Consider the following 19,200-nt stretch of genomic DNA (forward strand, 5'->3'; position numbering starts at 1 on the left):
AATAATTACCTATTTCCTATTTCTCACTTTTAATAGCTTTCTAATAATATTTCAATAAATAAAAATTTTATTTTGTTCATAAATCTTAACCTAAAAATAAGAAAAGATTTAGTAGGTTTTAGCTATTGCTATATATTTATTACCTTTATATTCTGTCTCCCCTAAAATAGTTGCCTCTACTTTCTCTTCAAGTTCTTCGTTGTATATCTCTTCCTTAAATGGGACTAAAATTACCCCCCTCTTTTCAGATAGTATATTTTTAATTTCATCAGGATTTATATCTTCAAGGATGGTTATAAAGTTTTCGAATTTTTCCCATGCTCTATTCTTAATGTTTTCCATAATATTATTTAAAGTTTTTTCTACAACCTCCATTAACTGGGTTTCATCCACCTGGAATTTCTCCATTGTATCTCTTCTAAATAAGGTTATCTTTTTATTCTCAATATCTTTTGGACCTACTTCAATCCTCAATGGAACGCCTTTTATCTCCCAATCGTTAAACTTCCTTCCAGGTCTTATGTCCCTATCATCTATATGGACTCTAAATTTACCTTTTAATTTCTCATAAATCTCTTTTGCCTTCTCCATAACAATATCTTCCTTTCCTTTGAAAATTAATGGAACTATAACTACCTGTATTGGTGCAACTATTGGAGGCAGAATTAAACCTTTCTCATCCCCATGTATTGCTATAATTGAAGCTATAACCCTATCTGAGATTCCGTAGCATGTTTGATAAGCATAATCTTTATCTCCAGTTGGTGTTTCAAATATAATTTCAAATGTCTTTGAGAAGTTCTGCCCTAAGTTATGGACTGTAGCTATCTGCATAGTTCTTCCATCTGGGAATATAGTGTCAAAAGCCATTGTGTATTCTGCCCCAGGGAATTTGTCCCATTCTGGTCTTTTGGATATTAAATAAGGAATACCCAAAGTATCAAAGAATTTTTTGTAGATAGATATAGCTTCTTTTACTTGGTTTTCAGCCTCTTCCTTTGTTGAATGGGCAGTGTGGGCCTCTTTAAATGTCATTATCTCTCTTAACCTAATTAAAGGTCTTGTGTGCTTTGTTTCATACCTAAATGTATTAACTATCTGATAGATTTTTATTGGCAAATCAGTATGAACCTTAACCCAAAGTTTCATCATATAGTATATTGGTGTTTCTGAAGTAGGTCTTAAAGCTAATTTAACATCTAACTGTGTTTTTCCTCCATGAGTTACCCAATAAACCTCATCCTCAAATCCTTTTATATGCTCTGCCTCCTTAGCTAATAAATCCTCTGGAATCAGCATTGGGAATAATGCCTCATCATGCCCACTCTCATCTAATAAATTTCTTATTATTTCGAATGTGTATCTTCTTATTTTAAATCCGTAAGGTAAATAAACTCCACAACCTTTTATTGGATACCTAACATCATAAATTTCAGCTTTTTCTAATATATCTGAATACCATTCTGAAAATTCCAAGATATCACCTTTTATTTTATAGCAAATTAATAAATATTAATTTTTATTTAAAATGACAGTTGGTTATTTAAAGTTTTTCATGGTGGGGCAATGATAGGAATAGCCATAAAACCAAGTAAAATAAATGAAGATATTGTAGATTTTGGACACTTTATTGGAAGATATTTTGATTATTATATTATAGATGCTGAAAATGAGGTTATAAAAGATGAAGAGATTTTAGAGAGGTTGGAAAAGATATCAAAAGTTGTTATGACAGTTCAAGCTAAGAGAGTTGATGCTTTTGAATTGTTAGAGCTTTATGCATCTTATGGCTTTGATTTATGTGTTGTTTTAGGAAACAAGCAGTATTTAACTGAAAAAGAAAGAAAATTTAAAAATTATAGGATTTTGGATGTTATCAAAGAGGCTATGAGATGTAGCAGAGATATTTGGGTTGGAATTGAGGGAGTTGAGAGTTTGGTTAAAGATATTGTAGAGGAACATAACCTTATAGCTTATTATCTGTATGGGCAAGAATGCAGTATAAACTCAAAGAGAGCTATATATGTCCCTTATGCTACAAAGATTAATGAGAATGCGTTAGAATCTATGAAAGGTTATCTAAATAGAAGGAAAAACTATAGAGGTAATTGGAGAGATTTTATATTGTCTTTGAATGATGAGGAAAGCATAGAGAGGATTAAAAATAATGATATAGTTGTTGGTTATCCAATAATTCCAAATAAAGAGGAGATATTAAATTTTGTTAGATGTTTTAGTGTATAATTTTACACTGTATAATAAAACAACTTTACAAACGCTTTTTTAACTTTTTCTTTGGCTTTTTCTTTTTCAATATCTGATTTAGCTTTAATCTCTTCCTCTATTGCTTCACTTAACTCTTTTAGAAGCTTACTTGGAACTTTTGGAAGATACGGACTTGTAATTTTTGCTAAATTCTTTGCAGTTTCTAAATCATTGACAATATAGAAGAACATAATTCTTGCTAAGGCTTGTGTAAATTCAGTACTTACATTCCAAACAAGTTTTTTATAATCTTTATAGGATTTTTTTATTTCCATTTAAAAAGCTATTATACATCTTCTCAAAATTTAATGGTCTTTGATTCTTCATCAGATGTAAGATAAACAACCTTAACTCCCTCTCTCCTCAACTTTGTGTAGATATATCTTGCAATGGTAGTTTTACCCATTCCAGCTAAGCCCAAGACGCAAGCTGAGCCATAAGTATTTAAGGCATCTATTAAATTATCTTCAAAACCTCTTTTAACATACCACTTTATCTCCATTTTTAACACCATTTTAATTAAAAAGTAGTATGACTACATATTTAAGATTTTGAACATTAATTTATATATAATATTTTTCTTATACTGCAATAAAACCTTATACAAAAAAGAAATTTTTACATTTTAACCAAAAAAGCTTTGAAACAGTAAATAAGATAAAAATAGGATAAAAAAATTACTTCTGTCCAAACATCTCTTGCTTCTCTTCCTCTGTTAATAAAGCAACTATCTCTTCTGGCTTACCAACTTTTATTAACTTACCATTTCTCATCAATCCAGCTCTATCACATACATTCAATACAAAGTCCATATCGTGTGAAACAATAATATATGTTTGCTCCAACTCTATCCTTGATTTGTGGATTGATTCAGCAACTGTGTTTCTTGTTATTGGGTCCATTGTCCCAGTAGGCTCATCTAATATAACAACTCTTGGCTCTTTTATTAAAACTTGTGCTAAAGCACATCTATGCCTCTCCCCAACACTCAATTCATGAGGATATTTGTCTAAAATCTCCTCTGCCTCTTCTTCACTAAATCCTACTGAAACCAACGTATAAACCGCCTTCATTCTTGCAAATTCATCTGGAAGTTCTAAACCAATAGCCTCTGTTAAATTCTCTAAGATAGTTCTATGTGGATAGAGGGCATATTCTTGGAATAATATACCAATATACCTCTTAGCCCTTCCTCTACCCATAGGTCCAGGTTTAGTCATATCAACCCATTCATCTCCAACTCTAAACCAGTATTTTCCTTTTGAAGGTGGAAGAACTCCAGCAATAATCTTTGCTAATGTTGTTTTTCCAGCTCCACTTGTTCCAACTAAACCAAATATTTCTCTCTCCCTAATGTTTAAAGTTACATTATCAACTGCTTTAATAACTCCTCTCTCAACAGAACAGTAGTGTTTTGAAACATTTTCTAACTTTATAATGTCCTCTTTAATTTCAACTTCTGTTTCTGGTTTTTTAAACTCTTTAACTGTTTCCATGAATTTATTAACAACTTCCTCTGAAGTTCCTTCCATTATGATTTCTCCCTTATCTAACCAAATTGCCTTCTCTGTTAGCTCAGCAATAACCTCTGGCCAGTGAGAGGTTAAGATTAAGCTTATCTTATTCTTAATAACAAGTTCTTTTAAAGCTGAATGAACCAATTTAGCAGTTTGAGGGTCTAAGGTCCCAGTTGGTTCATCAGCTAAGAATATAAATGGCTCTTTAGCTATTTGCCTTGCTAAAACTACCCTCTGCTTCTCTCCTCCACTTAAATCTCTTGCAATGTGGGTTATTCTATGCTCCAACTTAACCATTTTGATTAACTTTAATGCCATATCAATAGCTTCCTTCCCTTCATAACCTGCCTGATGTAAAGCTTCTAAGATATTTTCAAGAACAGTTTTCTCCCCATATAAAGCAAAAGTTCTCTGAAGCATTATAGCAATTTTTCTTTTTAAATTATAGGTGTATTTTTTGTCATTCCAAAAATCCACTTCTATTTTTTTAAGCTCATTTCCACATTTTTTACAAGGAGTTCCAGCTTTTGAAGGGACATCCACATAGCCACATTTTTCACAGTAGGAGACATGATAAATAATCTGCCCTTCAGTTGGCTCATAACCATCCATTCCCCTTAACATGTGCAATAGAACAGATTTTCCAGCTCCACTCTTTCCCAAAATCCCTAATGACTCTCCTTCTTCTAATGTAAATGAAATGTTTTTTAAAACTACCTTATCTCCAAATTTTTTTGTGACATTTTTAACTTCCAATAGCATCATAGCTCCTCCCTCCAAGTTCTACAGTGCTTTTTTATGCCAAATCTATGCCTCATACAAAAACCACATTCTCTAATCTTATATTCTCCTCCTTCAATAACTATTGCCTTTCCATTTATTAAAGCATCGGCAATCTTTTTTCTACCTTCTGTCAATAAGCTCCACAAAACTCTTCTTGAGATTCCCATCAACTTAGATGCCTCTTCTTGTGTGTAATCAAGATAATCAACTAACCTAATTGCCTCTAACTCATCCACACTCAATATAACTTTATCTACCTCTGTAAGAGAAACTCCATGTGGTTTAAATATCCTAAATTTTGGTTCTTCAGATATAAATCTTGGAATTTTTGGTCTTCCTCTTCTACTCATATAATCTCCTCATTTTAAATAGAAGTTTTTTGCGTTTTTTATTTGAGGAATTTTAGCATATTAAAGAAACACCACATGTGAAAGTTCATTTTTAAGGCATATTTACAATTATTCCTTCAATAGGAATTTCAATTATCGTGTATTTGCAGTCAGCAAGTTTTTCATCTATTAGCTTTTCAATTTCCATGAGTTTATTTTCACTAACAATAGTTCCAATTAATACAGCATTCTGTGCTAAATCACTAACTGCCTTAATAGCCATCTCTGGGTCTTCATCTAACAAAAATCCCTGCCAATCTTGGGGAGACATACCTTTATAATCATATAAGAAAAATCCAGTTATTCCTCCTTCTGATAGAGCGTTTATTGCCTTTCCAACATTTTCACTTTCAACGAATAAATACAACAAGATTTTCATTTATCCCACCTTTAGACCCTATGGACCTTAACCTTTAATATTGGAATCTTCATCACTGTCCATCTCTCATTGTTCATTTTTTCTTTTAATAGTTCTTCTATTTTTTTAGCTTTTTCCTCTTTAACTACAGTCCCAATAACAACTGCTTTATCAGACTCATCCCTTATAATTTCATAAACTTTCTCAATATCCTCTAACTCCTCTTTACTTAAATTTTTAAACTTATCTGGGGACAATCCCCTATATTTATGCAAGAAAAATCCAGTAATTCCAGCTAAGGTCATTATATTTATTGCTTTACCCACATTTTTTTCTTCAACAAACAATTCAAACAAAACTCTTTTTGTCATAATATCCCCCTTATGTGGAAAAGTTACAATTTAACTGTTAAAAATATAGAATATAAAGTTTTTCATTTAGTTTCCTTAATATGTTATTAAAAAAAGAAATTTTAACAATTATCGTATTATAATTTTCAAATTTTTAAATAATAGGATATTATTTTCCTAAAATCCCTGCCAATAACTTTGGAATATCAGATATATTTTTTGCCACATAAGCACCTGCCTCTTCTAAAGCCTTCATCTTACTTTCTGCTGTTCCTTTTCCTTTCTCAACAATAGCTCCAGCATGTCCCATTCTCTTTCCTTCTGGTGCTGATTGTCCAGCTATATAACCAATAACTGGTTTTTTCATCTTCTCTATAAATTTAGCTGCCTCTTCTTCAGCCCCTCCACCAATCTCTCCAATCATAACAATAGCTTCTGTCTCATCATCCTTCTCAAATAAATCTAAAACCTCCTTATATCTTAATCCAACTATTGGGTCTCCTCCAATCCCTACGCAAGTTGAAACTCCAAAACCAGCCTTTTTTATTTGGTGAGCTATCTCATAAGTTAAAGTTCCACTTCTTGAAACCATCCCTACACTTCCCTCTTTTAAAACTTCCATTGGTATAATTCCAAGCTTGCCAACTTTTGGTGATGCTATACCTGGTGTATTCGGCCCTATAATCTTCACTCCAACATCTTCAGCGTAATTTACGAACTCCATAGTATCATGAACTGGGATATGCTCTGTAATAACAACTATCAACTCAATTCCGGCATCTATTGCCTCAAAAACTGCATCTTTAGCAAATGGAGCTGGAACAAAAATTACTGACGCATTGGCATCTGTCTCTTTAACTGCCTCTTTAACTGTATCAAAAACAGGAACTCCATGGACGTTCTGCCCTCCTTTTCCTGGTGTGACTCCTCCAACAATTTTAGTTCCACATTCTAACATTTTCTTTGTGTGAAAACTTCCCTGCCTTCCAGTAATTCCCTGAACTATCGCCTTTGTGTTCTCATCCAATAATATCATTTTATCCCTCAACACCATGTATTAAACCGTAAAATTTATATATCCCCTTTTACTTTTTATATGTGTCGTTGTAGAACTTTCACAATTTATATATTTATAAGGCACTTTGATGCCTAAAGGGTATCGTCATTCCAATAGTAGATTTATTCCTGTGAAGATTCTACATTGATGCGGGGGTGTGGTGTAGCCAGGTCTATCATCGGGGACTCCAGTTGCCTATAGGGCGCTGGACCACGGCAGGAGAAATCCCTGGACCTGGGTTCAAATCCCAGCACCCCCACCATTTTTTAAATAACTTAAATCTTTCTGATTTATTTTTTAATAATTAATTCATAGATTTGGATACATTTGTGAAAATAACTTCGATAGGTGTCGAAATTGGAAGAACTTGATATAGTATCTAACAATATATTGATATTAAAAAAATTCTATACAAACGATGAGTGGAAAAATAAACTGGATTCTTTAATTGATAGGATTATAAAAGCTAAAAAAATTTTTATTTTTGGAGTAGGTAGGAGTGGATATATTGGAAGATGTTTTGCCATGAGATTAATGCATCTTGGTTTTAAATCATATTTTGTTGGGGAAACTACAACTCCTTCCTATGAAAAAGATGATTTACTAATTTTAATATCGGGTAGTGGAAGAACAGAGAGTGTTTTAACAGTAGCTAAAAAGGCAAAGAATATAAATAACAACATTATCGCAATTGTATGTGAATGTGGAAATGTAGTAGAGTTTGCTGATTTAACAATTCCTTTAGAAGTGAAGAAATCAAAATATTTACCAATGGGAACCACTTTTGAAGAAACAGCTTTGATATTTTTAGATTTAGTCATAGCTGAGATTATGAAAAGATTGAATTTAGATGAAAGTGAAATAATAAAGAGACATTGTAATTTACTTTAATATAAAAATATATAAAATAAAAAATAAAGCGTTTATTCTAAATCCTCAGCCTCAAATTTCTGAGCTGAAACATATTCTGTAACTTCTTTTTGATACTCATCTAATGTTTTAATTATCTTTTTTAGCAATAGTAAGTTATCCAACATTATTCCAAATGTCCTCATTGTAAATACACTTGCAGAAAATAGAGCATCTCTTGGATTCTCCTCTCCAAATGTGTCCATAATCCAATATTGTGCTCTTGGAGCTACACTTTTCCACATTTCAGTCAATCCATTGAATCCCTCAATTTCATGGTCTCTTTTTAAATTACTTTTTACATCTCTTATGTAGTTGTATAAATCACCAAATGATTTTATATTAAACTTCTCAGCAAAACTTGTTGGAGAACCATCCTTTTTTCTTAGGGAGAACTCTAATATAATTAATATTCTCCTCAATGACTTTTTATCAATTCCAGAAAGTTCAGATAACTTTTCTATAACTTCCATCTTCATCCCTCCAACTTATGCTGTATATCATAAACTATGATAAATTATTCACTAATAGTATATAAATCTTCCTATTTTTAGAATATAATTATATTAGAACAACGTGTAAAAATAGGAAAATTATTAAATTGAGAAGTTAAATATAGGGGTAGGCAATAAAATCTAAAACAATAACTTAGGGTGAAACTATGAAATTTGGATGGGTTAATGTTATTGGAGATAACTGGGAAGAGAAAAAGAAGATAGTAACAACAGCATTAGAGTCATCAATCCCAGTAGTTGTTGCTGAACCAGAAGATATTGAAAAAATTAAAGAACTTGGAAATATTAAAGTTGCCTCCCATTCCTTAGACGCGGATATTGTTTTAGTAAATAAAAATGACAACATAGAGTTTTTAAAAGAGGCAAAGAACTTAGGAAAAGAAACAGCCATATACATTCCAATTGAATCAAAGGAAGATGAAGAGTTTGCTTCAGAGGTTGCAAGGTTTGGATTTGTTGATAACATTATCTTAGAGGGGAGAGATTGGACAATCATTCCATTAGAAAATTTAATAGCTGATTTATTCCATAGGGATGTTAAGATTGTAGCAAGTGTTAATTCAGTTGATGAGGCAAAGGTTGCCTATGAAATTTTAGAGAAAGGGACTGATGGGGTTCTCTTAAATCCAAAAAACTTAGAGGATATAAAGGAGTTATCAAAATTAATTGAAGAGATGAATAAAGAGAAAGTGGCTTTAGATGTAGCAACAGTAACAAAGGTTGAGCCAATAGGTAGTGGAGACAGGGTTTGTATAGATACCTGCTCACTAATGAAGATAGGAGAAGGAATGTTAATTGGCTCCTACTCAAGAGCTCTCTTCTTAGTTCATTCTGAGACTGTTGAGAACCCTTACGTAGCTACAAGGCCATTCAGAGTTAATGCTGGACCTGTTCATGCATACATATTATGCCCTGGTAATAAAACAAAATATCTCAGTGAGCTAAAAGCTGGAGATAAGGTTTTGATTGTAGATAAGGATGGAAATACAAGGGAGGCAATAGTTGGCAGGGTAAAGATTGAAAGAAGACCTTTAGTGTTAATTGAGGCAGAGTATAAAGGGGATATTATTAGAACTATACTGCAGAATGCTGAAACTATAAGATTGGTTAATGAAAAAGGAGAACCAATTTCTGTTGTTGATTTAAAACCTGGAGACAAAGTTTTAATAAAACCAGAGGAGTATGCAAGGCATTTTGGAATGGCAATAAAAGAGACGATTATTGAAAAGTGATAATATATGAGAGGAATAAACCCAGTATTGTTTAAAATATCTTTTTTATTAATAATTCTGGTTTCCTTAATATTGTCTTTATTTTATTATAATTTTCTATTTGCCTTCCTACTTTCTTTTATTTTATTTGGAATTACTTGGGCGTATTGTTATATAAAGATTGAAAGCACTGACAAAGGAAAATTACTTTACGAAATAAAAAGACCCGGTATAGAAACTTTAAGATTTTTATTTATTCTTATGATTATTAGCGTTTTTATAAAATCCCTACTTCATTCAAATAGTTTCTTCCCATATATAAGTTTTTTATTATCAAATTTAATTTTAGGACTTGTTTTATTTGACGACTACATTTTAGGAAATCCAACAATAAAGTTTTATGAAAAAGGAGTTGTATTTGATAGAGTTGCATTTTATAATTGGGAGGAACTCGATATAAAAGAAGATGAAGGCTATTTAAAGATTAAGATAAAATATTATCCAAAGGAAATTATGTATAAAAAATAAATCCTGTGAGATTATGAAGATAAAGATTGGCAAAGTTGAAAAAAGATTAAATCAAATTATTGAAGAGGAAGGAGCTGTCTATTTAACTCTATTAGACCCAGAAGAAGAAAATATTGAAGAGATAGCTGAAAATGTTAAGGATTATGCAGATGCAATAATGGTTGGAGGAAGTATTGGAATTGTTAATTTAGATGAAACAGTTAAAAAAATAAAAAAGATAACTAAGCTCCCAATAATTCTATTCCCTGGAAATGTTGATGGATTGTCAAGATATGCTGACGCTGTGTTTTACATGAGCCTAATGAACTCAGCAAACACTTATTGGGTTGTAACAGCCCCAACTTTAGGGGCGATAACAATTTTAAAATATAATTTAGAGCCAATTCCAATGGCTTATCTCTGCATAGAACCAGCAAAAAAAACAGCCGTTGGTTATGTTGGGGAGATTAGAGAGATACCTCAAAACAAACCAAAAATAACTGCAATGTATTGTTTATCTGCAAAGTTCTTTGGAATGAGATGGGCTTATTTAGAGGCTGGTAGTGGGGCATCTTACCCAGTAAACAATGAGACTATAGCCTTATCAAAAAAACTCTCTGGAATTAATATAATTGTTGGTGGAGGAATTAGAAAGCCAGAGATTGCCTATGAGAAAGTTTTAGCTGGAGCTGATGCTATAGTTACTGGTAATTTGTTGGAAGAGAATCCTAAAGCTGTTGAGATGATGTATGATGCTATTAAAAAAGCTGGAAAAGAGAAATTGAAAAATAAGTAAAAGAATTTAAACGGTTATCTATTTTTTACCTTTTTCGCAACAAATCCAATGTATGATGCAAAGTTTTTTAAAAAGCTTTTGTAAATAAATTTATCTAATGGAGAATTGGTAATATTTGTCCCAAATGTATAAACTACCTCAAAACCTTCTTTTTTTAAGGCATCTTCAACCTCCTTAAAATCATAGAATCTTGTTTTTACTTTTATTTTTTCTCCATCAATTACTTTTGTTATTGTTCCTTTTCTTTTTTTCATGGCATTTTTTACCTTTTTAAAATTTCCTTTTAAAATGTTTTTTATAATCCATTTTATATCGTAGATGTTTGCCACAGTGAATATAAAAATTCCATCATCCTTTAAAACCCTATTAACTTCTCTTAAAGCTCTCTTTAAATTACAATGATTTAAAGCTCCAAAGAAAGATATTGCCTTATCAAAACTCTTATTTTTAAATGGGAGAAATTCAGCATTAGCAACAACTACTGGCTTATTTGTTTTATTTTTTGCTATTTTAGCCATTTCTAATGATATATCTAAACCAACTGCATTATTTAAAATTTTTAACTGCTCTCCAGTTCCGCAACCAATATCTAAGACAAAGTCACCATCTTTAATCTCTTTCTGTATAATTTCCCTTTCCACAATCCTCATATACTTGTTTTTATATAGCTTATCATAACTCTTAGCCAACTTGTCATAATACTCTTTAATTCCCATTTTCTCACGGTGATGGTAATGATAACTGTAGCAACTGCAGAATGCTTTACACATGCAAATATTGGCTTAACTATTCACAAGGCAGCAGCTGGTTATGAAGATTTTGAATTTAAGTATTTATTTAGTGAGGAGGATTTAAAATTAATGAAAAATGTTAGAGTTATATCTGCCATGTTTGTTCCTTCTATTATTGGAGTAGAAAAACTTTTGGATATAAAGCTTCCAGAGCCAGATTTTAATTATAAATATGCAAAAGCATATAGCGAAGAGAAAGATTTGGAAGTTGCTAAGTTGATGGCAGAGGGGTTAAAGAAAAAGCTTAATGTTAATATATCCATTGGTTCCACAGCTGGTGTTGGGAGGGGAGCTATTTGTATATTAACCGATAATAACCGCTATTTATTTACTTCAGATGTTTATGCCAATTTAATAACTTTTGAAAATATTAAAGAGAGGCAAAAAAATGGTATTGAGAAGGGAATAAAAAGGTTTTTAGAGATTTTAAAAAAAGAGTATTTTTAAATATTTAATTAAATCTTCTTTGCTCTATATTCAGTTATGTAGTATTTTAATATTCCAGCATTCAATAGCCAAGTGTTTATAATGTCAGCAATTAAAGCCAAAATTAAGACAGTTGCTATATTTGCCAGTATATCTGCTACTGGAATGAAGAGCTTTACAACAATTAATAATATTAGCATAGCAGTGATTGTTGTTAATGTCATTGTTAAACCTGTTTTCATAGCCTCTTTAACAGTTTCATCAAAGCTCTTTGTTAATCTCTTTAGAACTCTTGTTGTTAGCAGTATATCTGAATCTACACTGTAACCAATAACCATTAATAAAGCCGCTATAGTTGCAGAGGAAAGCTCAATTCCTAATAAGCTCATAGCCCCTAAAGCCATAATTATATCTGAAAGTGCAGATAATATTATAGCACCACTTGGCACTGGATTTCTGAAATATAGATAAACTACAATAGCCATAAACATAAATGCAAATCCAACAGCTTTAAATCCTTCTTCAAAGAATTTAGAGCTTAAAGTAGCCCCAATCGTCTTTTCAGAATAATTTAACTTATCTAAGCTATCCACGTGGAAAAATTCCTTAATTTTCTGCTTTACAATATCTACATCTTCATTCTTACATCTAATGACTATGTAATATCCATCAGCTGATTCTAATTTTTTTACTTCAGCTATTCCATTAAGTGACTCTTTTAGAGGAGTTATATCCATGTTTTCATTTACTTTAATTGTTATTTCTGTCCCTCCAGTTATATCTATACTTTTTGGAATCCCTTTAAAACCAATTAACAAAATTGAAAGTATAAGAAGGGCTATTGGAATAGCTATAGACACTTTATAATCTTTTATCATTTTTCCAACCCCATTAATTAATGTATATATTATATTATTGAAAGGTATTTTTTAATAGAGATATTTGCAGAGGCTCTGCAAATACCATCCAAAGTATGTTCTTTGCAAAGTTATTTAAATTAACTAAGGATGATTAAACTCCCTCTAAGAAGGAGTTCATTATATTGATTGCCTTTTTATTCTATAAATGTTTTGCAAAGAACTATAAGATAAATTTTTTATATAAAAACAGTAGTTATATAAATACAAATACTTTATGGTTGAAGGTGATATATATTAAAACAAAAGATGTTATTATTTTTTTATTATTATTTTTTGTGGCTTTTAATGTATCTTCAGCTTATGTAATTAAGAATCTAAATATTGATTGCATTGTAACTCCAGACGATACAATAAACGAAACAATAAGTTTTGTTATATATAACAATGAAGACAAAAACCTATCTCATATATCATATACAATTCCTCAAACCATAAGAAATTTTACAATAAATGCATCAGCAGGAGTAAAGGGATACAGTGCTTTATACAATGAAGGAGTTACAGAAATCGCTATTGAATTTGAAAAACCAATACCTAAAGGAGGTTATACAAATATAACTATTAATTGTTTTGTTAATGATGCAATATGGACAAAAAATGGAATTAAGCAACTTATACTGAGCTTCCCCATTACCTCAAAAAATGCAACCATTAAAATAGTTCTCCCACCAGGGGCAGTTATTCTCTCCCCTCAAGGAACTTTACTTGTAACGCCTTCTGGCTATAAAATAACTACCGACGGAAAACATCAAATTATTGTATGGGATTTGTCTTTAAATAAGGAAATAACTTTCACAATTACTGTGAAATACACTTTCATATCATATCCTGGACAAAATATCATAGAACAGCCAGCCATTAACAATAATTTGAAATATCTCCTAATAATCGCAATATTTGGAACAGCAATATTTGGAGGATTATTTGTTAAGGAAAAAATTTCTAAAAGGAAGATTATAGAAAGAACTAAAAATATAAAAAATGAATTAACCTCCTTAAAAAATAAATTAAAAGAAAAAGAAGAAGAAATCAAAAACTTAGCAATAAAAATAAAAGATTTGGAAGATAAATTAAGTAAGGCTAATAAAAACTTGCTAAATAAAGATGAGATTATTAGTGTTCTAAATGAAAGGATTTCAGAATATGAAAGTCAAATACAAAAACTTTTAGATGAAAATATAATATATAAAGAAAAAATTGAATCATTAAATAAATATATCGAAACATTAAAGAAAGAAAATGATAAGCTAAAAGATAAGGTTAGAGAGTTAAGTGATATTGCAAAAAAATACATGGAAGAAAAAAGAGGAGTATTATGGAGCTTTTTAACTGAAGATGAAAAAATTATAATCGATTTAATAAAAAAACATGGACATATTACTCAAAAAGAAATTGTTGAAATTACTGGAATGAGCAAACCAAAGGTTTCGAGAATTATCTCCGAATTAGAAGATAGAAAAATAATAAGGAAAGAAAAAATAGGACGAATCAATAAATTAACCCTTACAGAAGAGAGTAAGAAGTTATTATAACCCATTTAAAAATTTTGGGTGAAAACATGAAAATTCTAATCTCAGTATGTGGGGAGGGTTTTGGACATACAACGAGATGTGTCGCAATTGGTGAAGCATTGAAAAATGATTACGAAATCTCTTACATTGCCTATGGAAAAAGCAAAAATTTCATTGAAAAATATGGATTTAAAGTTTTTGAAACCTTTCCAGAGATAAAACTTAAAGGAAAGGATGGAAAATTTGACATAACCTCAAGTATATTGAATAAAGAATACAGCCCAAAAAAAGCCATTAGAAGAGAAATTAATATTATAAGAGAATATAATCCTGATTTGATAATTTCTGATTGTAAATATAGCACAGTTGTAGCTGCAAAGCTTTTAAAAAAGCCAGTTATTTGCATAAGTAATCAAAACTACACGAGATATAAATTAAAAACTGATTTAATAGTTTATCCAACAATGAAAGCTCTAAACATTATAAATGAGAGATGTGAAAGATTTATTGTTCCTGATTTTCCTTTACCCTATACCATATGTGAATACAACCTAAAAATTATAAAAAATATGGAATTTATTGGGCCGTTAATTAGATACGATGTTGATGATGTTGATAATTATGGAGAAGATTATATATTAAGCGTTATTGGTGGTTTTGAGTATAGATATAAAATCCTTGAAGAACTTGGAAAAATTGCTTTAAAAAATAACCTAAATGTTAAACTTGTATGTGGAAGTTATGAAGTTGCTAAAAAACTAATGAGAGATTTAAACTTAAACTCTTATAAAAATGAAAATGTAGAAATAATTCCAATAACAACAAATATGAAAGAGCTTATAAAAAACGCTGAACTTATTGTATCCCATGGTGGGCATTCAACAATAATGGAAGCCCTATCATTTGGAAAACCATTAATTGTCATTCCAGATTTAGACCATCCAGAGCAAGGAAATAATGCCAAAAAAGTCCATGATTTGGGTTGTGGAATAGCTTTATCTTATAAAGAGTTATATAGATTAGAAGAGGCAATTTTAGACATAAGAAATATGAAGATGTATAAAAGAAACGCTTCAAAAATGAAAGAACTTGCAAAAAAATATGATGGAAAGAAAAATATTAAAAAAATAATAGATGAATTTTTTGAAACAAGAAAAAATATAAGAAAATACTACTTAACTGATAGAATAGCTAATAAGTTAATTAATAAATTCAAGCTAAAGATTAGGTGATATTTGTGATTACTGTATTGTCAGGAGGAACTGGGACACCAAAGTTATTGCAGGGTTTAAAAAGGGTTGTTAATAATGAAGAGTTGGCTGTTATTGTTAATACTGGTGAAGATACTTGGATAGGAGATTTATATCTATCTCCTGATGTTGATACCGTTCTATATACCTTAGCAGATTTGATTAATGAAGAGACATGGTATGGGGTTAAGGAAGATACTTTTTATACTCATGAGCAATTAAAAAATCTTGGATTTGATGAAGTTTTAAGGATAGGGGATAAAGATAGAGCCTTAAAAATGCATAAAACTTATTATTTAAAGAGGGGACATAAACTCTCAGAAGTTGTAGATATGGAGAAAGTAGCTTTGGGGATTAAAGCTAAAGTAATCCCAATGACTGATGATAGGGTTGAGACAAAAATTTTAGCAAAAGTTGATGGAAAGGTTGATTTATTAAAGTTTCATGACTTCTGGGTTAAGAGAAAGGGGGACGTTGAGGTTTTAGATGTTATTTATGAAAACTCTCTATATGCTAAACCTTGTGAAAAGGCAGTTGAGGCCATAAAAAATAGTGACCTTGTTATTATAGGGCCCTCAAATCCAATAACTTCCATAGGTCCAATTTTAAGTTTAAATGGAATTAAAGAGCTATTAAAAGATAAAAAGGTTGTGGTTGTTTCGCCAATAGTTGGAAATTCTGCTGTTTCAGGTCCTGCGGGTAAATTAATGAAAGCTAAAGGTTATGATGTCTCTGTTAAAGGGATTTATGAGTTCTATAAAGACATAGTTGATGTTTTAGTAATAGATAATGTTGATAAAGAGATAGCTAAAGAAATACCTTGTGAGGTTTTAATAACCAACACAATTATGAAAACATTGGATGATAAAGTTAGATTAGCTAAAAATATTATTGAGTTCTGTGGGTCTTTATGAAGCCGGTAGCTTTAGTTACAACAAAACCAGGATTTGAGCCACAATTAAGAGAGGAGCTAAATAAATTACCAATAAAAAAGAAAATTCTCTGGACACCATTTAGAGGAATTTTAAAAGTTTTGTCTCAAAATCCTTATGAATTTTTAAATATTATCAAAGAAAATAAAAATAATTTAAAATTTTCACTAAGGATAATTCCATTGGAAATAGGATGCCAAACAGACATTAATGAGATAAAAAAAGCCATCTCTTTTTTAATCAATAAAAAGAAAGAAAAATTAAAAAATAAATCTTTCGTAGTTAGATGCAACAGAAGAGGAAATCACGAATTTACAAGTGAAGAACTTGAAAGAATAATTGGAGAATATGTATTAGAAAATTTTAAAGATTTAAATCTTAGAGTTAATCTAAAAGATTGGGATTTTAAAATAAATATTGAGATTCTGCAGGATGAGAGCTATATCTCAATATTTCAGGATGAATTTAATGAACTTGTTATTGAAGAAAACATAAAAAACTTAAAAAACCTAAAGAGATATATTGAAAGACCATTAAATCGCTCAGAGAGAAAAATGCAGGAGTTGATGGAGAAATTTCCATTTATATTTGAAAACATAAACTGCGTTGTAGATATTGGCTCCTCTCCTGGTGGATGGGCGAAGATGTTATCAAAAAAGGCTAAAAAGGTTTATGCTATAGACACAGGAGAATTAAAAATAAAAGCAAATAATATAATCCATATAAAAAAGAGGGCTGAGAACGTAGATTTTGAAAAAGATATCAACGAAGAAATTGATTTGATAACCAATGACACTAATCTATATCCTGATGAATCCCTCTTCTTAACACTAAAATTTGCAAAACATTTAAAAACTAATGGTTATATAATTCATACATTAAAAGCAAGGAATTTGAAAACTAAAAAAGAGGATTTAGAGAAAGTGTTAAAAATCCTAAGCTATTATAGAAATATAAAAATATTCAAAATAATTAATTTAAGAGCCAATACTAAAAATGAACTCACATTGATACTCAAAAAAGTATAGCAAAAATATTTAGGAATATCTCCGAAAAATATATATACTCCCATAATAAAAAATTGAAAATGTAAGATTCTGAGGTGGTATTATGGCTGAGCTTCCAGTTGCACCATGTGTAAGAATCTTAAAGAAGGCTGGTGCTCAGAGAGTTAGTGAAGCGGCAGGGAAATACTTTGCTGAAGCTTTGGAAGAAATTGCCTTAGAGATAGCAAGGAAATCAGTTGATTTAGCTAAGCACGCAAAGAGAAAGACCGTAAAGGTCGAAGATGTAAAGGCAGCATTGAGAGGTTAAGCCCAACTTACATTATATGTATAATATCACTACACCTTTTTATTTTTTGTGCATATTAATAGAAATATTTGAATATTTAGAACTAAATGGAATTAAAATAGTTTTTTGCAAAACATTATTAAGATAAATAAGGCACACAATGAACGTCCCAAATAGGGCGTTCAAATATTCATATTTAATTTATACCTTTTGCAAAAAACTATAAATAGGGCTATTTTGTTTGATATTAATAACTCTTTTAAAGGATGGGGTTGGTGAGAAGATGAGAATCGTTTTTGATTTGGGAGGTTCAGTCGTGATGCCAAAGGAAGGAGCAAAAGCTGAAAAAATTATGGAATATGCCAATATTTTTAAAAAGATTAAGGATGAGGGGCATGAGGTAGCTATAGTCGTAGGAGGTGGAAAAACAGCAAGAGAATATATAGAAATAGGAAGAGAACTTGGAGCCAGTGAGAGTTTTTGTGATGAGCTTGGAATAATGGCTACAAGAATGAATGCAATGATATTAATTACTGCTTTAGGAGATTATAGTATAAAAAAAGTCCCTACATCATTTGAAGAGGCAGAACTTATATTAAACTTAGGAAAAATCCCTGTCATGGGAGGAACCCATCCAGGACATACAACAGACGCTGTAGCTGCTTCATTAGCAGAGTTTATAAATGCTGATTTGTTAGTTATAGGGACAAATGTTGATGGAGTCTATGACAAAGACCCTAATAAATATGAAGATGCCAAAAAATTTGATAAAATGTCTGCTAAAGAACTTGTTGATTTGGCAATATCATCTTCATTAAAAGCTGGTTCTTCATCAGTTGTTGATTTATTAGCAGCTAAGATTATTGAAAGAGCTAAATTAAAAGTGGCAGTTGTTAAAGGAACCCCAGAAGAGCTCTTAAATGTTAGTAAAGGAATAATAAATGGAACAATAATTGAGGGATAAGTATGGAGATTCCAAAGCACAGACATTGTTTAAATTGTGGTATCTCAATACCTCCAGACCAAGTTTTTTGTTCAGAGAAGTGTAGAATTGAGTATATGCAAAGAAGGAAAAGGATGTTAAGAACGCAATACATGTTTTTAGCTATTGCAGGGCTTATAATTCTCTATTATATTATCACAATAGCATTGAAAGTTTAAAACCAAAAATTATTTAAAATATTATGTCTCAATAATTATCCTGGCTATTGTCCTGACTCCCAATGGAGTTGGGACGTGTCAATGACCCAGTGGAGTTCTGCCCCTTTACCCCAAAGGGGTAGTGAAATGATGAAGCTGGGGAGGCATAGGGTGAAATAAAGATATTTATAAAAATGCCCTTAAAAAATCTGTTTTATCAAAACTTAAAAGTTAATTTAAAAATTAGAAACCAAACAAATAACAAAAATAAAAATAGGAG

At 30.8% G+C, this 19,200-nt stretch carries 24 protein-coding genes and 1 tRNA gene; 14 read left to right on the forward strand and 11 right to left on the reverse strand.

Annotated elements, in window-relative coordinates; translation table 11 throughout:
- Positions 1–108: 108 nt before the first annotated feature.
- Positions 109–1,476 (reverse strand): proline--tRNA ligase, encoded by a 1,368-nt coding sequence (gene proS, locus MJ_RS06620; RefSeq protein ID WP_010870750.1) that lies wholly within the window; start codon positions 1,474–1,476, stop codon positions 109–111.
- Between the two features lie 90 nt (positions 1,477–1,566).
- Here proS and MJ_RS06625 point away from each other — a divergent pair, with 90 nt between their 5' ends.
- A complete protein-coding gene (locus MJ_RS06625) occupies positions 1,567–2,244 on the forward strand; it encodes a hypothetical protein (protein WP_010870751.1) in 678 nt (225 codons plus the stop codon).
- A gap of 2 nt (positions 2,245–2,246) precedes the next feature.
- Here the strand turns inward: MJ_RS06625 and MJ_RS06630 are convergent, their stop codons facing one another.
- The 7 genes from MJ_RS06630 to sucD all read right to left on the reverse strand — a co-directional run bounded on the left by MJ_RS06630 (position 2,247) and on the right by sucD (position 6,698).
- Positions 2,247–2,540 carry a hypothetical protein gene (locus MJ_RS06630; protein ID WP_010870752.1) on the reverse strand — a complete coding sequence of 98 codons (294 nt, stop codon included), beginning with the start codon at positions 2,538–2,540 and terminating at the stop codon, positions 2,247–2,249.
- Between the two features lie 23 nt (positions 2,541–2,563).
- Positions 2,564–2,767, reverse strand: a complete 204-nt coding sequence (locus tag MJ_RS06635; RefSeq protein WP_064496765.1) for an nSTAND3 domain-containing NTPase — start codon at positions 2,765–2,767, stop codon at positions 2,564–2,566.
- Between the two features lie 175 nt (positions 2,768–2,942).
- Positions 2,943–4,547, reverse strand: a complete 1,605-nt coding sequence (gene atwA / locus MJ_RS06640; RefSeq protein WP_064496766.1) for a methyl coenzyme M reductase system, component A2 — start codon at positions 4,545–4,547, stop codon at positions 2,943–2,945.
- Complete coding sequence (locus MJ_RS06645; RefSeq protein WP_010870755.1) at positions 4,544–4,915, reverse strand: DUF134 domain-containing protein; 372 nt, start codon at positions 4,913–4,915, stop codon at positions 4,544–4,546. Before MJ_RS06645 ends, atwA begins: the two co-directional genes overlap by 4 nt.
- 91 nt (positions 4,916–5,006) lie before the next feature.
- Positions 5,007–5,333 (reverse strand): MJ1244 family protein, encoded by a 327-nt coding sequence (locus MJ_RS06650; protein ID WP_010870756.1) that lies wholly within the window; start codon positions 5,331–5,333, stop codon positions 5,007–5,009.
- 11 nt (positions 5,334–5,344) lie between these two features.
- Positions 5,345–5,683, reverse strand: coding sequence for an MJ1244 family protein (locus tag MJ_RS06655; protein WP_010870757.1), 339 nt, complete (start codon positions 5,681–5,683; stop codon positions 5,345–5,347).
- A 148-nt stretch (positions 5,684–5,831) separates the two neighbouring features.
- Positions 5,832–6,698 carry a succinate--CoA ligase subunit alpha gene (gene sucD, locus MJ_RS06660; RefSeq protein ID WP_083774550.1) on the reverse strand — a complete coding sequence of 289 codons (867 nt, stop codon included), beginning with the start codon at positions 6,696–6,698 and terminating at the stop codon, positions 5,832–5,834.
- A gap of 172 nt (positions 6,699–6,870) precedes the next feature.
- Between sucD and MJ_RS06665 the strand changes: the two genes are divergently transcribed.
- Positions 6,871–6,981, forward strand: a tRNA-Trp gene (locus MJ_RS06665).
- Positions 6,982–7,067: 86 nt separating this feature from the next.
- Positions 7,068–7,610, forward strand: coding sequence for a 6-phospho-3-hexuloisomerase (gene hxlB / locus MJ_RS06670; RefSeq protein ID WP_010870759.1), 543 nt, complete (start codon positions 7,068–7,070; stop codon positions 7,608–7,610).
- 32 nt (positions 7,611–7,642) lie between these two features.
- Here the strand turns inward: hxlB and MJ_RS06675 are convergent, their stop codons facing one another.
- Positions 7,643–8,101, reverse strand: a complete 459-nt coding sequence (locus tag MJ_RS06675; protein ID WP_244409392.1) for a hypothetical protein — start codon at positions 8,099–8,101, stop codon at positions 7,643–7,645.
- A 188-nt stretch (positions 8,102–8,289) separates the two neighbouring features.
- Here MJ_RS06675 and MJ_RS06680 point away from each other — a divergent pair, with 188 nt between their 5' ends.
- The 3 genes from MJ_RS06680 to MJ_RS06690 all read left to right on the forward strand — a co-directional run bounded on the left by MJ_RS06680 (position 8,290) and on the right by MJ_RS06690 (position 10,657).
- Positions 8,290–9,375: a 3-dehydroquinate synthase II gene (locus MJ_RS06680; protein WP_010870761.1), complete on the forward strand. Its 1,086-nt coding sequence runs from the start codon at positions 8,290–8,292 to the stop codon at positions 9,373–9,375.
- Between the two features lie 240 nt (positions 9,376–9,615).
- Positions 9,616–9,882, forward strand: a complete 267-nt coding sequence (locus MJ_RS09510; protein WP_162484759.1) for a hypothetical protein — start codon at positions 9,616–9,618, stop codon at positions 9,880–9,882.
- A gap of 13 nt (positions 9,883–9,895) precedes the next feature.
- Complete coding sequence (locus MJ_RS06690) at positions 9,896–10,657, forward strand: geranylgeranylglyceryl/heptaprenylglyceryl phosphate synthase (protein WP_010870763.1); 762 nt, start codon at positions 9,896–9,898, stop codon at positions 10,655–10,657.
- Positions 10,658–10,671: 14 nt separating this feature from the next.
- Here MJ_RS06690 and MJ_RS06695 read toward each other — a convergent pair whose 3' ends face one another.
- Positions 10,672–11,373 (reverse strand): class I SAM-dependent methyltransferase, encoded by a 702-nt coding sequence (locus MJ_RS06695; protein ID WP_064496768.1) that lies wholly within the window; start codon positions 11,371–11,373, stop codon positions 10,672–10,674.
- 18 nt (positions 11,374–11,391) lie between these two features.
- Between MJ_RS06695 and MJ_RS06700 the strand changes: the two genes are divergently transcribed.
- Positions 11,392–11,895: a UPF0254 family protein gene (locus MJ_RS06700; RefSeq protein WP_010870765.1), complete on the forward strand. Its 504-nt coding sequence runs from the start codon at positions 11,392–11,394 to the stop codon at positions 11,893–11,895.
- An 8-nt stretch (positions 11,896–11,903) separates the two neighbouring features.
- On the opposite strand, the gene MJ_RS06705 is transcribed toward MJ_RS06700, so the two are convergent.
- A complete protein-coding gene (locus MJ_RS06705; protein ID WP_010870766.1) occupies positions 11,904–12,752 on the reverse strand; it encodes a protein translocase subunit SecF in 849 nt (282 codons plus the stop codon).
- Between the two features lie 266 nt (positions 12,753–13,018).
- Between MJ_RS06705 and MJ_RS06710 the strand changes: the two genes are divergently transcribed.
- The 7 genes from MJ_RS06710 to MJ_RS06740 all read left to right on the forward strand — a co-directional run bounded on the left by MJ_RS06710 (position 13,019) and on the right by MJ_RS06740 (position 18,941).
- The gene (locus MJ_RS06710; RefSeq protein ID WP_244409393.1) at positions 13,019–14,326 is read left to right on the forward strand and encodes a DUF7343 domain-containing protein; all 1,308 of its coding nucleotides are present in this window, start codon (positions 13,019–13,021) and stop codon (positions 14,324–14,326) included.
- Positions 14,327–14,352: 26 nt separating this feature from the next.
- Complete coding sequence (locus tag MJ_RS06715) at positions 14,353–15,537, forward strand: MJ1255/VC2487 family glycosyltransferase (RefSeq protein ID WP_064496769.1); 1,185 nt, start codon at positions 14,353–14,355, stop codon at positions 15,535–15,537.
- Between the two features lie 5 nt (positions 15,538–15,542).
- On the forward strand, positions 15,543–16,469 hold the full coding sequence (gene cofD, locus MJ_RS06720) for a 2-phospho-L-lactate transferase (RefSeq protein WP_244409394.1): 927 nt from the start codon (positions 15,543–15,545) through the stop codon (positions 16,467–16,469).
- A complete protein-coding gene (locus MJ_RS06725; RefSeq protein ID WP_010870770.1) occupies positions 16,466–17,515 on the forward strand; it encodes a THUMP domain-containing protein in 1,050 nt (349 codons plus the stop codon). The genes cofD and MJ_RS06725 overlap by 4 nt, the downstream gene beginning before the upstream one ends.
- A gap of 82 nt (positions 17,516–17,597) precedes the next feature.
- Entirely contained in the window at positions 17,598–17,801 is a 204-nt protein-coding gene (locus MJ_RS06730; RefSeq protein WP_010870771.1) for a histone family protein, read from the forward strand.
- Positions 17,802–18,063: 262 nt separating this feature from the next.
- Positions 18,064–18,744, forward strand: a complete 681-nt coding sequence (pyrH, locus tag MJ_RS06735; RefSeq protein ID WP_064496770.1) for a UMP kinase — start codon at positions 18,064–18,066, stop codon at positions 18,742–18,744.
- A 2-nt stretch (positions 18,745–18,746) separates the two neighbouring features.
- Positions 18,747–18,941, forward strand: a complete 195-nt coding sequence (locus MJ_RS06740; RefSeq protein WP_064496771.1) for a DUF2116 family Zn-ribbon domain-containing protein — start codon at positions 18,747–18,749, stop codon at positions 18,939–18,941.
- Positions 18,942–19,200: the final 259 nt, after the last annotated feature.

It is taken from the genome of Methanocaldococcus jannaschii DSM 2661 (genome assembly GCF_000091665.1).
GTDB classification, from domain to species: domain Archaea; phylum AGJL01; class Methanococci; order Methanococcales; family Methanocaldococcaceae; genus Methanocaldococcus; species Methanocaldococcus jannaschii.

Coding starts and splice junctions, on each gene's coding strand:
- MJ_RS06625 (WP_010870751.1), top strand. CDS start 1,567: ATGATAGGAATAGCCATAAAACCAAGTAAAATAAATGAAGATATTGTA.
- MJ_RS06630 (WP_010870752.1), bottom strand. CDS start 2,540: ATGGAAATAAAAAAATCCTATAAAGATTATAAAAAACTTGTTTGGAAT.
- MJ_RS06635 (WP_064496765.1), bottom strand. CDS start 2,767: ATGGAGATAAAGTGGTATGTTAAAAGAGGTTTTGAAGATAATTTAATA.
- atwA (WP_064496766.1), bottom strand. CDS start 4,547: ATGATGCTATTGGAAGTTAAAAATGTCACAAAAAAATTTGGAGATAAG.
- MJ_RS06645 (WP_010870755.1), bottom strand. CDS start 4,915: ATGAGTAGAAGAGGAAGACCAAAAATTCCAAGATTTATATCTGAAGAA.
- MJ_RS06650 (WP_010870756.1), bottom strand. CDS start 5,333: ATGAAAATCTTGTTGTATTTATTCGTTGAAAGTGAAAATGTTGGAAAG.
- MJ_RS06655 (WP_010870757.1), bottom strand. CDS start 5,683: ATGACAAAAAGAGTTTTGTTTGAATTGTTTGTTGAAGAAAAAAATGTG.
- sucD (WP_083774550.1), bottom strand. CDS start 6,698: ATGATATTATTGGATGAGAACACAAAGGCGATAGTTCAGGGAATTACT.
- MJ_RS06675 (WP_244409392.1), bottom strand. CDS start 8,101: ATGGAAGTTATAGAAAAGTTATCTGAACTTTCTGGAATTGATAAAAAG.
- MJ_RS06680 (WP_010870761.1), top strand. CDS start 8,290: ATGAAATTTGGATGGGTTAATGTTATTGGAGATAACTGGGAAGAGAAA.
- MJ_RS09510 (WP_162484759.1), top strand. CDS start 9,616: ATGATTATTAGCGTTTTTATAAAATCCCTACTTCATTCAAATAGTTTC.
- MJ_RS06690 (WP_010870763.1), top strand. CDS start 9,896: ATGAAGATAAAGATTGGCAAAGTTGAAAAAAGATTAAATCAAATTATT.
- MJ_RS06695 (WP_064496768.1), bottom strand. CDS start 11,373: ATGGGAATTAAAGAGTATTATGACAAGTTGGCTAAGAGTTATGATAAG.
- MJ_RS06700 (WP_010870765.1), top strand. CDS start 11,392: ATGATAACTGTAGCAACTGCAGAATGCTTTACACATGCAAATATTGGC.
- MJ_RS06705 (WP_010870766.1), bottom strand. CDS start 12,752: ATGATAAAAGATTATAAAGTGTCTATAGCTATTCCAATAGCCCTTCTT.
- MJ_RS06715 (WP_064496769.1), top strand. CDS start 14,353: ATGAAAATTCTAATCTCAGTATGTGGGGAGGGTTTTGGACATACAACG.
- MJ_RS06725 (WP_010870770.1), top strand. CDS start 16,466: ATGAAGCCGGTAGCTTTAGTTACAACAAAACCAGGATTTGAGCCACAA.
- MJ_RS06730 (WP_010870771.1), top strand. CDS start 17,598: ATGGCTGAGCTTCCAGTTGCACCATGTGTAAGAATCTTAAAGAAGGCT.
- pyrH (WP_064496770.1), top strand. CDS start 18,064: ATGAGAATCGTTTTTGATTTGGGAGGTTCAGTCGTGATGCCAAAGGAA.
- MJ_RS06740 (WP_064496771.1), top strand. CDS start 18,747: ATGGAGATTCCAAAGCACAGACATTGTTTAAATTGTGGTATCTCAATA.